Source organism: Pseudomonas mandelii (assembly GCF_900106065.1).
In the GTDB taxonomy this organism is placed as follows: Bacteria; Pseudomonadota; Gammaproteobacteria; order Pseudomonadales; family Pseudomonadaceae; genus Aquipseudomonas; species Aquipseudomonas mandelii.
In genome coordinates, this window is record NZ_LT629796.1 from 4,859,329 (window position 1) to 4,873,426 (window position 14,098).

Annotated in this window: 9 protein-coding genes; 7 read left to right on the top strand and 2 right to left on the bottom strand. The window is 60.7% G+C overall.

Features of this window, described 5'->3' with window-relative positions:
• Positions 1 to 24: 24 nt before the first annotated feature.
• Both BLU63_RS22530 and BLU63_RS22535 read right to left on the bottom strand, forming a co-directional pair.
• Positions 25 to 3,303, bottom strand: a complete 3,279-nt coding sequence (locus BLU63_RS22530) for a PAS domain S-box protein (protein WP_077750381.1) — start codon at positions 3,301 to 3,303, stop codon at positions 25 to 27.
• 66 nt (positions 3,304 to 3,369) lie between these two features.
• Positions 3,370 to 4,260 carry a LysR family transcriptional regulator gene (locus BLU63_RS22535; RefSeq protein WP_010456044.1) on the bottom strand — a complete coding sequence of 297 codons (891 nt, stop codon included), beginning with the start codon at positions 4,258 to 4,260 and terminating at the stop codon, positions 3,370 to 3,372.
• A gap of 142 nt (positions 4,261 to 4,402) precedes the next feature.
• Between BLU63_RS22535 and leuC the strand changes: the two genes are divergently transcribed.
• The 7 genes from leuC to BLU63_RS22570 all read left to right on the top strand — a co-directional run bounded on the left by leuC (position 4,403) and on the right by BLU63_RS22570 (position 13,810).
• A complete protein-coding gene (gene leuC / locus BLU63_RS22540; protein WP_010456043.1) occupies positions 4,403 to 5,821 on the top strand; it encodes a 3-isopropylmalate dehydratase large subunit in 1,419 nt (472 codons plus the stop codon).
• An 11-nt stretch (positions 5,822 to 5,832) separates the two neighbouring features.
• Positions 5,833 to 6,477: a 3-isopropylmalate dehydratase small subunit gene (gene leuD, locus BLU63_RS22545; protein WP_010456042.1), complete on the top strand. Its 645-nt coding sequence runs from the start codon at positions 5,833 to 5,835 to the stop codon at positions 6,475 to 6,477.
• A gap of 139 nt (positions 6,478 to 6,616) precedes the next feature.
• Positions 6,617 to 7,384, top strand: coding sequence for a class I SAM-dependent methyltransferase (locus tag BLU63_RS22550; protein ID WP_077750382.1), 768 nt, complete (start codon positions 6,617 to 6,619; stop codon positions 7,382 to 7,384).
• Positions 7,385 to 7,435: 51 nt separating this feature from the next.
• Positions 7,436 to 8,518 carry a 3-isopropylmalate dehydrogenase gene (leuB, locus tag BLU63_RS22555; RefSeq protein WP_083376276.1) on the top strand — a complete coding sequence of 361 codons (1,083 nt, stop codon included), beginning with the start codon at positions 7,436 to 7,438 and terminating at the stop codon, positions 8,516 to 8,518.
• A gap of 69 nt (positions 8,519 to 8,587) precedes the next feature.
• A complete protein-coding gene (gene asd / locus BLU63_RS22560; protein WP_054052925.1) occupies positions 8,588 to 9,700 on the top strand; it encodes an aspartate-semialdehyde dehydrogenase in 1,113 nt (370 codons plus the stop codon).
• Positions 9,701 to 9,969: 269 nt separating this feature from the next.
• Positions 9,970 to 10,980: an aspartate-semialdehyde dehydrogenase gene (locus BLU63_RS22565; RefSeq protein ID WP_010456038.1), complete on the top strand. Its 1,011-nt coding sequence runs from the start codon at positions 9,970 to 9,972 to the stop codon at positions 10,978 to 10,980.
• 208 nt (positions 10,981 to 11,188) lie between these two features.
• Complete coding sequence (locus BLU63_RS22570) at positions 11,189 to 13,810, top strand: FimV/HubP family polar landmark protein (RefSeq protein ID WP_083376277.1); 2,622 nt, start codon at positions 11,189 to 11,191, stop codon at positions 13,808 to 13,810.
• Positions 13,811 to 14,098 lie beyond the last annotated feature (288 nt).

Genomic DNA, 14,098 nt, shown 5'->3' on the forward strand with positions numbered 1-14,098 from the left:
ATTCGGCGCCCTTTTTTGTACCCGTTATTTGAGGAGTTTCTGGAACTCCTCCACCGGCAGCGGCCGACTGTGCAAATACCCCTGATAAAAATGGCACCCCAGCCCCTGCAAAAATTCCAGCTGCTCCGCCGTTTCCACCCCTTCGGCGATCACTTTCAATTCCAGGCTGCGGGCCATGGCCACGATGGCGCGGATGATTTCGGCGTCGTTGGGGTCGGTGGTGGCATCGCGGATGAACGACTGATCGATTTTCAGCGTGTCGACCGGCAGGCGCTTGAGGTAGGTCAGCGAGGAGTAGCCGGTGCCGAAGTCGTCCATTGCAAAGCTCACGCCGAGTTTTTTCAGGCGGCGCATTTTGTTGATGGTGTCTTCCAGGTTCTGGATGACGATCCCTTCGGTGATTTCCAGTTTCAGCAACGAGCAGGGCAGGCCGTGGCTGCTGAGGCTGTATTCGATGCGTTCGACGAAGTCGTTTTGACGAAATTGCCTCGGGCTGATGTTCACGCACAGGCTGAAGCTGAGCGGGTTCACCAGGCCTTTGGCAACCAGCTTTTTGAAGGCCCCACAGGCTTCGTCGATGATCCACGTGCCCACTTCCAGAATCAGCCCGCTGTCCTCCAGCACCTTGATGAATTCGGTGGGCGATTGCGGGCCGAGTTCCGGGTGGTCCCAGCGCACCAGCGCTTCGGCGCCGACAATACGGTTGCCCCGAGCGTCGACCTGGGGTTGGTAATGCACATGGAACTCGCCCCGGGAAAGGGCCAGGCGCAAGTCGGTTTCCATGCGCAGGCGTTCACTGGCCGCCTTCTGCATGGTGTTGTGATACATCTGCGCCATGTTGCGGCCCGAGTCCTTGGCGCGGTAAAGCGCAATGTCGGCACGTTTGAGCAGGTCGGTCGGGGTCGAGCCGTGGTCGGGGATCAGCGCGATGCCGATGCTCGGTGTCACTTGCAGGCGCTGGCCGTCGAGGAACATCGGCTCCGACAACAGTTCACGCAACGTGTCCGCCAACTCCCGAACCTGGGCGCTGACTTCGTTGCGCGAGCCCTCAAGGCCGCTGAGCAGCACCACAAATTCATCGCCACCCAGGCGTGCCACGGTGTCTTCCATGCGCACGCTGGCTTCAAGCCGAGCCGTGATGATTTTCAGCACCGTGTCGCCCACCGGGTGACCCAGGGAATCGTTGATGTGCTTGAAATGATCGAGGTCCAGGAACAGCAGCGCACCGCGCAGGTTGTGGCGCTTGAGCAGGGCGATCTGCTGGCTCAGGCGATCCATCAACAGGGCGCGGTTCGGAAGGTTGGTCAGCGGGTCGTGGTAGGCCAGATGGCGAATCTGCGCTTCGGCATTTTTCAACAGGCTGACGTCTCGGCCAGTCAGCAACAGGCATGCGGTTTCGTTGAGGGTGATTGGCTCCACCGAGACTTCGACGGTCAGCAGTTCGCCGCGCTTGTTGCGGCCCAGCATTTCCTGGTGATGCACACGACCCTTAAGCTGCAACTCGGCCAGCAGCGCCGAGCGCTGTTTCTCTTCTGCCCAGATGCCGACTTGATACACCGTGCGGCCGACCACTTCGTCGGCGCGGTAACCGGTCAGGCGACAAAAACCATCGTTGACCTCCAGGTAGCGCCCGGTATCGCGTTCGGTGATGGTGATCGCGTCCGGGCTTGAGTGAAACGCCTTGGCAAACTTCTCTTCGCTGGCCTTGAGTGCCGCTTCGGAACGCTGTTGCTGGGTAATGTCGCGCAGGGTCGTGACGATGCACGGCTGGTCGCCCACGCTGATCTGCCGGCTGGAAATCACGCAGGTCAGGGCTTGCCCGTCTTTGTGTTGGGCGATGATCGCGACATTGTTCAGCCCCTGTTCGCGGATGACTTGTTCAATTCGTTGCAGGCTTTTCGCTGACGCGTCCCACAGGCCGATTTCGTCGGCCCTGCGGTCAATCACTTCGGCGGCGCTCCAGCCGAAGGTCTGGGTAAAGCTGGAGTTGATCTCGATGAACTGGCCAGTGTCCTGGCGCGTGACGCAGATCGGGTCCGGGCTGACTTGAAACAGCGTGGCGAATTTCTCTTCGGAGGCCACCAGCCGTTGTTCGCGCTCCACTTGATCGGTGATGTCCAGCAAGGTGCCGGCCATGCGCAGCGGTGCGCCGTTTTCATCGCGGTAGAGGCGGGCACGACTTTCCAGGTAGCGTGAACTGCCGTCCGGCAACTGCACGCGATAAGTCAGCTGATAATTGCCGGCCGGTCCTTCGCGCAGGCTGCGATAAGCGTCGCGCATGCTGCCGCGTTCTTCGTCGGGCACACCTTCGAAAAACGCGTCGAAGGACTCATGGAAGGGTATGGCCTCCAGCCCGTGCAACTGCGCGGCCCGCGCCGAGCCGTACAGCATGCCGCTGGGAATGTGCCAGTCCCAGGTGCCGAGTTGCGCCGAATCCAGGGCCAGGTCGAGGCGTTCCTGGCTGTCTTTCAGCGCGAGTTCGGCGGCCTTGCGTTCCGTGGTATCGAGGAAAGTGCTCAGCAGGTAGGGCTGGCCTTCGAGTTCGACTTTCTGTGCGCTGAGGATGCCGTCGTGGATCTGGCCATTGCTGGCGCGAAACTGCACCTCCATGCTGGTCAGTTCGCCCTTGGCCTTGGTCGCCTTGACCAGCACGTCCCGTTGTTCCGGGTGCACCCAGAGGCCCAGTTCGACGGTGGTTCGGCCAATGGCGTCCTGCACCGGCCAGCCGAACAGGCTTTCGAAATACTGATTGGCTTCGGTAATCAGGCCATCTTCCTGGCGGGTCAGCAGCACCATGTTCGGGCACAGGTGAAACAGCGTGGCAAAGCGTTTTTCCGAGCTGCTCAGGGCCTGTTCGCGCTGGCGCTGATGGGTGATTTCGCGAATGACCCCAATCATCCGTGGCCGACCGTCTTTGTCCGGCAGCAAGCTGCCGTTGATCTCCAGCCAGTGCAGGCTGCCGTCGGGCCAGCGGATGCGGTGGTGCATCGCCTGCTCCAGCGGGGCGCCGGCGATCACGGCATGAAAGGCGCGAATGGTTTTTGCCCGATCCTCCGGAGGCAGCAAGTCGAGGTATTCCAGATCGGTCGGCAACGGCTGTCGGGGATCGAAGCCGAACAACGCCTGGGTGCCCCGCGACCAACTGATCTGTCCGCGCTCGATGTCCCAATACCAGGCGCCCAGGCGCGCGCCGTTGAGGGCGGCCAACAACTGTGGTGCGCTTTCCCAGCTCTGCTCGGACCGTTTCGGGTCAAGCGCCTGTATACGTGGCATCGGCGGAATACGGTCAACAGATTTCGGCATTGGCAGGCCTTGGGCTGAATTGGGCGTTAGGCGCAGGGGTTCGCGGCTCTATGGCAGTAGCACACGTTAGCCTTGAATCCCTGGCAGATCGATTTGTGCATCCAGCAAGGCCATGAAGGCCCGTGCCGCATTCGACAGCGTCCGTTCGGTGTGCAGGATATAGCCTAGCTGGCGAGTCAGTTGTATGCCCGGCAAAGGTATTCGCGCAACTTGATCGTCGAGCATCGTTCGCGGCAAAACGCTCCAGGCCAGGCCGATCGAGACCATCATCTTGATGGTTTCCAGATAATTGGTGCTCATGGCGATGTTCGGCGTCAGTCCCTGAGCCTCGAACAGGCGCTGGACAATGTGATGGGTGAACGTGTTGCCGCCGGGAAACACCGCTGGGTGCAGGGCAATGTCCGCCAGGCTGACTGGGCCGTTGCTGATCAGCGAGTGCTCCGGGGCGACCACGAAATCCAGGGGGTCGTCCCACACCGGCGTGGCTTTGACCAAGGTATGAGGTTCCGGGGCGAGGGTGATCACCGCCAGTTCCGCGCGGCCATGGAGGATTTCCTCGTAGGCCACTTCCGAATCGAGAAACTGAATATCCAGCGCCACTTGTGGGTAGCGTCGGGTGAACTCCCTTAATAAGGGCGGTAAGCGGTGCAAGCCAATGTGGTGACTGGTGGCCAGCGTCAGGCGCCCGGTCACTTCGCCGGTCAGGTTGGTCAGGGCGCGGCGGGTGTCATCCAGCACATTGAGAATCTGATAGGCCCGCGGCAACAGGGCGCGACCGGCCTCGGTCAGGCCGACTTCACGACCCAGTCGATCGAAAAGCCGCACCTTCAATTGCTGCTCCAGCCCGGCGATGCGCTTGCTGATCGCCGGTTGTGTCAGGTGCAGCCGTTCTCCCGCGCCGGAGAAGCTTCCGGTCTCGGCAATGGCGATGAAAGCATTGAGATTGGCCAGGTCCATTGCGGTATTCCAGTTGGTTATCCAAAGCATGAAAAATATGAATTTGAGTTATTTAATGTAACCCCCTAGGATCGACCTCACAAGCCAAAGGGTTATACAAACGGCCCGGGGCATAGAAACAAGCTGATGAGGAAACCGTCTGATGGCCGGCAAAACGCTCTACGACAAGCTCTGGGATTCGCATTTGGTCAAGCAGCGCGACGATGGCTCTGCCTTGATCTACATCGATCGTCACATCATTCACGAAGTGACCTCGCCGCAAGCCTTTGAAGGCCTGCGTCTGGCCGGGCGCAAGCCTTGGCGCATCGATGCCAACATCGCGACCCCGGACCACAACGTACCGACCACCCCGGAACGCAAGGGCGGCATCGAAGCCATTGCCGACCAGGTCTCGCGTTTGCAGGTCCAGACCCTCGATGACAACTGTGACGAATACGGCATCGTCGAGTTCAAGATGAACGACGTGCGCCAAGGCATCGTCCACGTCATCGGCCCGGAACAGGGCGCAACCTTGCCGGGCATGACCGTGGTCTGCGGCGACTCCCACACCTCGACCCACGGCGCGTTTGGCGCGTTGGCTCACGGTATCGGCACGTCCGAGGTCGAGCACGTGCTCGCCACCCAGTGCCTGGTCGCCAAGAAAATGAAGAATATGCGGGTGTCGGTCGAAGGGAAATTGCCGTTCGGCGTGACCGCCAAGGACATCGTTCTCGCGGTCATTGGCAAGATCGGCACTGCCGGCGGTAACGGCCATGCCATCGAGTTCGCCGGTAGTGCGATTCGTGATCTGTCGGTCGAAGGCCGCATGACCATTTGCAACATGTCCATCGAGGCTGGCGCTCGCGTAGGACTGGTCGCCGCTGACGAAAAAACCGTCGCCTACGTGAAGGGCCGTCCATTCGCTCCGAAAGGCGCGGAATGGGACTTGGCCGTCGAAGCGTGGAAAGACCTGGTGACTGATGAAGACGCCACGTTCGACACCGTCGTCGAGCTCGACGCCACCCAGATCAAGCCACAAGTCAGCTGGGGCACTTCGCCCGAGATGGTGTTGGCCGTGGATCAGAACGTGCCGGACCCTGCGAAGGAAATGGACCTGGTCAAGCGCGGCTCCATCGAACGCGCCTTGAAATACATGGGTTTGACTGCCAATCAGGCAATTACCGACATTCAGCTGGACCGCGTGTTCATCGGTTCCTGCACCAACTCGCGGATCGAAGATTTGCGTGCTGCCGCCGTGATCGCCAAAGGTCGCAAAGTCGCTTCGACCATCAAGCAGGCCATCGTGGTGCCGGGCTCGGGTCTGGTGAAGGCCCAGGCTGAATCGGAAGGCCTGGACAAGATTTTCCTCGACGCCGGTTTCGAATGGCGTGAGCCGGGTTGCTCGATGTGCCTGGCGATGAACCCGGACCGTTTGGAGTCGGGCGAGCATTGCGCCTCGACCTCCAACCGCAATTTCGAAGGCCGTCAGGGCGCCGGTGGCCGTACCCACCTCGTGAGCCCGGCCATGGCCGCCGCCGCCGCGGTGAACGGTCGTTTCGTCGACGTCCGTGAATTGATCTAAAGGAGCGCAGCATGAAAGCTTTTACCCAGCACACTGGTCTTGTCGCGCCTCTGGATCGTGCCAACGTCGACACCGACCAGATCATCCCGAAGCAATTCTTGAAGTCGATCAAGCGCACGGGTTTCGGCCCAAACCTGTTCGATGAGTGGCGCTATCTGGATGTCGGGCAGCCTTATCAGGACAACTCCAAGCGCCCGTTGAACAAGGACTTCGTCCTCAACGCCGAGCGTTATCAAGGCGCCAGCGTGTTGCTGGCCCGCGAAAACTTCGGTTGCGGTTCCAGTCGTGAACATGCGCCGTGGGCGCTGGAGGAATACGGTTTCCGCAGCATCATCGCGCCGAGCTACGCCGACATCTTCTTCAACAACAGCTTCAAGAACGGCTTGCTGCCGATCATCTTGAGCGACGCTGAAGTGGATGAGCTGTTCCAGCAGGTGGAAGTGACCCCGGGTTATCAGTTGCAGGTCGATTTGCAGGCCCAGACCGTTACCCGTCCGGATGGCAAGGTGTTGAGCTTTGAAATTGACGCCTTCCGTAAGCATTGCCTGCTCAACGGTCTGGACGATATCGGTCTGACGTTGATGGACCATGAAGCGATTGCGACGTTTGAAGCCAAGCACCGGGCGAGCCAGCCTTGGTTGTTTCGCGACGCGTAAGTTTGCGTAAGGCGTGATGACGCCTTCGCGGGCAAGCCTCACTCCTACGGCTGAAATACGTCTCCCTGTAGGAGTGAGGCTCGCCCGCGAAGAGGCCCGCCCAGACAACACAAGGCTAAACCCCAAAAGGAAGTCCCCCATGACCCGCACCGCCCAGCACAACCAGGTAGTCCAAAAGCAATTCGGTGAACAGGCCTCGGCCTATCTGAGCAGCGCCGTACACGCTCAAGGCACCGAATTTGCGCTGCTACAGGCCGAACTGGCCGGGCAGGGCGATGCTCGGGTGCTGGACCTGGGGTGTGGCGCTGGTCACGTCAGTTTTCACGTGGCGTCGCTGGTCAAGGAAGTGGTGGCCTACGATTTGTCCCAGCAGATGCTCGACGTGGTTACCGTCGCCGCTGTGGACCGTGGTTTGAGCAATGTGACCACGGTCAACGGTGCCGCCGAGCGCCTGCCGTTTGCCGATGGTGAGTTCGACTTCGTCTTCAGTCGTTACTCGGCGCACCATTGGAGCGACCTCGGCCTGGCCCTGCGCGAAGTCCGGCGGGTACTGAAGCCGGGTGGGGTGGCGGCGTTCATCGACGTGTTGTCACCGGGCAGTCCGTTGTTTGACACTTACCTGCAAAGCGTCGAAGTGCTGCGCGACACCAGCCATGTGCGCGATTATTCCGCCGGCGAGTGGTTGCGTCAGGTCAGCGAAGCGGGGTTGCATACCCGTAGCACTACGCGTCAACGGTTGCGGCTGGAGTACAACTCCTGGGTCGAACGCATGCGCACGCCAGAAGTGATGCGCGCCGCGATCCGCGAGTTGCAGCAGTCGATGGGCAATGAAGTACGCGAATATTTTGAGATTGAGGCCGATGGTTCGTTCAGTACCGATGTGCTGGTGCTGATGGCCGAACGATAGAATTTTTCCGGGTGTGCTCAAGGGCGCACCGACTGATGACATGAGGAAAGCATGAGCAAGCAGATTCTGATTCTCCCAGGTGATGGTATTGGCCCGGAAATCATGGCCGAAGCGGTCAAGGTGCTGGAGCTGGCCAACGACAAGTACAGCCTGGGCTTCGAGCTGAGCCACGACCTGATCGGCGGCGCCGCCATCGACAAGCACGGCGTGCCATTGGCCGACGAAACCCTCGACCGTGCGCGCGCAGCCGACGCCGTGCTGCTGGGCGCCGTGGGCGGCCCGAAATGGGACACCATCGAGCGTGACATCCGCCCTGAGCGCGGCCTGCTGAAGATTCGTGCGCAACTGGGCCTGTTTGGCAACCTGCGCCCGGCGATCCTCTACCCGCAACTGGCCGAGGCATCGAGCCTGAAGCCTGAAATCGTTTCGGGCCTGGACATCCTGATCGTCCGTGAACTGACCGGCGGCATCTATTTCGGCGCGCCACGCGGCACCCGCACCCTGGAAAACGGCGAGCGTCAGGCTTACGACACGCTGCCGTACAGCGAAAGCGAAATCCGCCGCATCGCCCGTGTCGGTTTCGACATGGCCATGGTGCGCGGCAAGAAGCTGTGCTCGGTGGACAAGGCCAACGTGCTGGCTTCGAGCCAACTGTGGCGCGAAATCGTCGAGCAAGTGGCCAAAGATTACCCGGAAGTCGAACTGAGCCACATGTACGTCGACAACGCCGCCATGCAGCTGGTGCGTGCGCCGAAGCAATTCGACGTGATCGTTACCGAGAATATGTTCGGCGACATTCTGTCTGACCAGGCATCGATGCTCACCGGTTCCATCGGCATGCTGCCGTCGGCATCCCTGGATACCAACAACAAGGGCATGTACGAGCCTTGCCACGGTTCGGCGCCAGACATCGCTGGCAAAGGCATTGCCAACCCGCTGGCGACCATTCTGTCGGTGTCGATGATGCTGCGTTACAGCTTCAATCTGCAGGACGCGGCCGATGCCATCGAGAAAGCCGTCAGTCTGGTATTGGATCAGGGGCTGCGCACGGGCGACATCTGGTCGGCCGGTTGCACTAAAGTCGGTACGCAGGAAATGGGCGACGCAGTAGTCGCCGCGCTGCGGAATCTGTAATCTCTCGGGCCCGCTGCCACTTTCACTCTTGAAAGCAGCGGCCCACTTTTTAAAGAAGGTGTAGTTGCGATGAAACGTGTAGGTCTGATCGGTTGGCGCGGTATGGTCGGTTCCGTGCTCATGCAGCGGATGCTGGAAGAGCAGGATTTCGATCTTATTGAGCCGGTGTTTTTCACCACTTCCAATGTCGGTGGCCAAGGCCCGTCCGTGGGCAAGGACATTGCTCCGCTCAAGGACGCTTACAGCATTGAAGAGCTGAAAACCCTCGACGTGATTCTGACCTGCCAGGGTGGCGACTACACCAGCGAAGTATTCCCGAAGCTGCGCGAAGCCGGCTGGCAGGGTTACTGGATCGACGCCGCTTCCAGCCTGCGCATGCAGGATGACGCGGTGATCGTGCTGGATCCGGTGAACCGCAAGGTCATCGACCAGCAGCTCGACGCGGGCACCAAGAACTACATCGGCGGCAACTGCACCGTCAGCCTGATGCTGATGGGCCTGGGCGGCCTGTTCGAAGCCGGTCTGGTCGAGTGGATGAGCGCCATGACTTATCAGGCGGCCTCCGGTGCCGGCGCGCAGAACATGCGTGAACTGATCAAGCAAATGGGCGCGACCCACGCCGCTGTCGCCGATCAACTGGCCGACCCGGCCAGCGCCATCCTCGACATCGACCGCCGTGTGGCCGAAGCCATGCGCAGCGACGCGTACCCGACCGAAAACTTCGGCGTTCCGCTGGCCGGCAGCCTGATCCCGTGGATCGACAAGGAGCTGCCGAACGGTCAGAGCCGCGAAGAATGGAAGGCCCAGGCCGAGACCAACAAGATCCTCGGTCGCTTCAAGAGCCCGATCCCGGTGGATGGCATCTGCGTGCGCATCGGCGCCATGCGCTGCCACAGCCAGGCGCTGACCATCAAGCTGAACAAAGACGTGCCGATCGCCGACATCGAAGGGCTGATCAGCCAGCACAACCCTTGGGTCAAACTGGTGCCGAACAATCGCGAAGCCAGCATTCAGGAACTGAGCCCGACGAAAGTCACCGGCACCCTGAACGTGCCGGTTGGCCGTCTGCGCAAGCTGAACATGGGCACGCAGTACGTCGGCGCGTTTACCGTCGGCGACCAACTGCTGTGGGGCGCGGCCGAACCGCTGCGTCGCATGCTGCGGATCCTGCTTGAGCGTTGATCGATTGAAGTAATCAAAGAACCCGCGCCTTGAAAGAGGTGCGGGTTTTTTTTGGGAAGGTATGTCGTCAGGAAGGGCCTCTTCGCGGGCAAGCCTCGCTCCTACAGGTATCGCGGTTGTTTCAAGATTTCGCGACCGACACACAACCCGTAGAAGCGAGGCTTGCCCGCGAAGAAGCCGGCGCATACACCACAAAACCCCAGCCGAATTGCCTGCGCGCCACCCACCCGGTAAAGTGCCGCTCCCCCCGTTTCGCCAGAGGTAGAACCATGAGCCAGTCCTTTGATATTGCCGTGATCGGCGCCACCGGTACTGTCGGCGAAACGCTCGTGCAGATTCTCGAAGAACGCGACTTCCCGGTCGGCAACCTCCATTTGCTGGCCAGCAGCGAATCCGCCGGGCATTCGGTGCCGTTTCGCGGCAAGAACGTGCGGGTGCGTGAAGTCGACGAATTCGATTTCAGCAAGGTTCAGCTGGTGTTTTTCGCTGCCGGTCCGGCAGTGACCCTGAGTTTTGCCTCGCGCGCGACCGCTGCCGGTTGTTCGTTGATCGACCTGTCCGGCGCTTTGCCGGCCAATCAGGCGCCGCAAGTGGTGCCGGAAGCCAACGCCGACGTCTTGGCCGGTTTGAAAAAACCGTTCCAGGTCAGCAGCCCAAGCCCGTCGGCCACCACGCTGGCCGTGGTGCTGGCGCCGTTGCTGGGTTTGCTCGACCTGCAACGCATCAACCTGACCGCCTGCCTGGCCGTTTCCGCCCAGGGGCGCGAAGCCGTGACCGAGCTGGCCCGGCAGACCGCCGAGCTTCTCAATGTGCGTCCGCTGGAGCCGACTTTTTTTGATCGGCAGATGGCTTTCAACCTGTTGGCTCAGGTCGGCAAGCCTGATGAGCAGGGTCATACGCTGCTGGAAAAACGCCTGGTGCGTGAGCTGCGTCAGGTCATGGCGCTGCCTTTATTAAAGATTTCTGTCACTTGCATTCAAGCCCCGGTGTTTTTTGGCGATAGCTTTAGCGTGACCTTGCAGTCAGCGAGCGCTGTGGACTTGGCGAAAGTCAACGCGGCGCTGGAAGACGCACCGGGTATCGAACTGGTGGAAGCCGGCGATTACCCGACGGCAGTAGGCGATGCAGTAGGGCAGGACGTGGTCTACGTTGGTCGGGTTCGCGCCGGAATCGACGACCCGTCGGAACTTAATTTGTGGCTGACGTCAGATAACGTGCGTAAGGGCGCTGCGCTCAATGCTGTGCAGGTGGCTGAATTGTTGATAAAAGACCTGCTGTAAAAGATACTTGGCAACAATTTTTCGAATGAGTCCAGTCGAGCGCTATGCTTGGCCGGATTGCTGATGGCGAGCCACTCTTCGGGGCTTTCCGGGGCATTTATGAAATGATCGCGCGTGACGACCCTTCGTCGCCGCGCGCAATGCCTTACGGCAGCGGCTATCAACACCTTCTCGCTGGCCGAGGAATGTTCAAACAAAGGATGAGGCTATGGTTCAAGTTCGCAAACTGGTGTTAGCAATAGCGGCCGCCTCGGCGCTGTCCTCCGGTATGGCGCATGCCCTCGGGCTCGGGGAATTGACCCTGAAGTCGACGCTGAACCAACCTCTGGTGGCGGAAATCGAGCTGCTCGACGTCAAGGACCTCACCGCCGCAGAAGTGGTGCCGAGCCTGGCGTCACCCGAAGATTTCGCCAAGGCCGGTGTCGATCGCCAGGCGTTTCTCAACGACCTGACCTTCACGCCCGTGCTCAATGCCAGCGGCAAAAGTATCCTGCGTGTAACGTCCAGCAAACCACTGTCCGAACCCATGGTGAAATTCCTGGTTCAGGTGATGTGGCCCAACGGTCGTTTGCTGCGCGATTACAGCGTGCTGCTCGATCCTTCCAAATTCTCCCCGCAGACCGCTGAAGCGGCTGCGCAGCCTGCGCCGACCGAAACGGTCACTGCGCCGGTGACCGGTGCCACCCAGCCGTCCCAATACACCACCACGCCGCGCGATACCCTGTGGGAAATCGCCGCGAAGGTGCGTAATGGCGGTTCGGTCCAGCAAACCATGCTGGCCATCCAGGCGCTGAACCCGGATGCCTTCATCGACGGCAACATCAACCGGCTGAAAACCGGTCAGGTGCTGCGCTTGCCGGATCAGGCGCAGAGCACCAGCCTGCCGCAACCCAAGGCAATCGCTGAAGTCGCTGCCCAGAACACTGCATGGCGCCAGGGTCGTCGTTATGTGGCGAAGCCCGGCACCGGGCAGCAGCAACTCGATGCCACCAAGCGTGGCCGCGCTGACGCAGCTCCATCGCAAACGGCGAAAGACAACCTGAGCCTGGTTTCTGCCGAAACCGGCAAGGGCAAAGGCGCTGCAGGTGATGCCAAAGCCTTGAACAACAAACTGGCGGTGACCCAGGAAAGCCTCGACACGACCCGTCGTGACAACGCTGAACTGAAAAGCCGCATGACCGATCTGCAAAGTCAGCTGGATAAGCTGCAGCGCCTGATCGAGCTGAAGAACAATCAACTGGCCAAGTTGCAGGCTGAAGGCGCAGCGGGAGCGTCGGCTTCGACTCCAGCGACGACCCCGCCGGCAATGTCTGCTGAACTGGCCGCGAACCCTGCGGCAGCACCGACTGAAGTGGTTCCTGCTCCGGAAACGTCTGCGCCTGAGACTGCTCCTGCACCCGTGCCTGCCGAGCCGCCAATCGAGCCGACTCCGGTAGCTTCCGACGAGCAGAAATTCAACGAACTGCTGACCAATCCGGTCCTGCTGGGTCTGGTAGGCGGTGGGGCAGTGGTTCTGCTGCTTCTGCTGCTGTTGCTGGCGCGTCGCCGCAAGGCCCAGCAAGAAGCCGAGAAACACCTGCGCATGGCGCGTGCCCTGGAAGAAGAGAAGGAATTCTCTGCCGAGCAGGACCTGCCAGAAAGCAGCTTCGAAGGTTTGGAAGTTCCGCCGCCGAGCGTGAAACTCGCTACCGCGCCGATACCAACGCCACCACCTGCGCCAGCGCCTGCCCCAGCTCCAGCCCCGGATGTAATGACGACGCCGATCGCCGCGCCGCTGGTGTCGCCAGCGGCCGAGCGCAATGACGACGTACCGACCAAGGCTCAGTCGCACATTGCCGCCGGTCGCCTGAACCAGGCCGCTGCGTTGCTCGAAGACGGCATCAAGCAAGAGCCACAGCGCAGCGACCTGCGTCTGAAACTGATGGAAGTCTACGGTCAGCAGGGCGATCGCGATGCATTTGTTGCCCAGGAGCGTCAGTTGGTCGCCAACGGTGACAACTTCGCCCAGGTCGAGCAGCTTAAAAGCCGCTTCCCGGCAATGGCTATCGCGGCTGCCGGTGGTCTTGCTGCCGCCGCCCTCGCTGCCGAGCTGGACGCGCAGTACGTCAAGGACCTGCTGCTGGACGAGCCGCAAGCACCGGCCGATGACCTGGACAGTGCCTTTGACCTGAGTCTGGATGACCTGGAAGCCGCGTCACCCGCAGTGGTCACGCCAGAGCCGGAAGCTGCGGCTGACCTTGACGAGTTTCCGCTGGACGATGACCTGAGCTTTGAATCGGTATTGAAGGAACAGACCGAAATCAAGGAAAACCTCGACGACCTGTCGGACTTCGATCTGGACATGGATTTGGGCGGCGACCCATCGCCGGCCATCCTCGCTGAAGATGACTTCCTGCTGGATCTGGACGAAGGCGTGAAGGACCTGCCTGCGGAGCCTGTAAAACCTGAAGTGCCTCAGGACGATCTGGAGCTGCCGGCCGATTTCGACCTGTCGCTGGCTGATGAAATGGATGCCGCCCCGGCCGAGCCTGAGGTCAAGGACGCCTTTGCCGCTGAGCTGGATGACGTCAACGCCGAGCTGGATCGTTTGTCCCAGAGCATGAGTGAGCCGACCTTTACTGCAGAAGACGCTATGGCTTCTGCGGCGGACGAGCCGGACTTCGACTTCCTCTCCGGCACCGATGAAGTCGCCACCAAACTCGATCTGGCCCAGGCCTACATCGACATGGGTGACAACGACGGTGCTCGGGACATCCTCAATGAGGTTGTGGCCGAGGGGAATGCTGGCCAGAAGAGCGAGGCCAAGGAGATGCTTTCGCATCTGGCTTGAGTGATCGGTAGGCAATAAACAGAACGGCAGCCGATTGAGGCTGCCGTTTTTGTTTCAGTGGTGGTCCGACGGCGTCTGTCAGGCCGCCATCGCGAGCAGGTTCGCTCCCACAAGGTTTTGTGGCGGTCACATAACCTGAGAACACCCCGAAACACTGTGGGGGCGGGCTTGCCCGCGAAAGGGCTGCAACATTCAATATCGTACTTTCTGTTGTGCTGGTATCCCCGCCGGACAGCTTTATAATGCCCGCCTTTGCGCACATCAGCAGGCTGTGACTCCTTGGCAAAT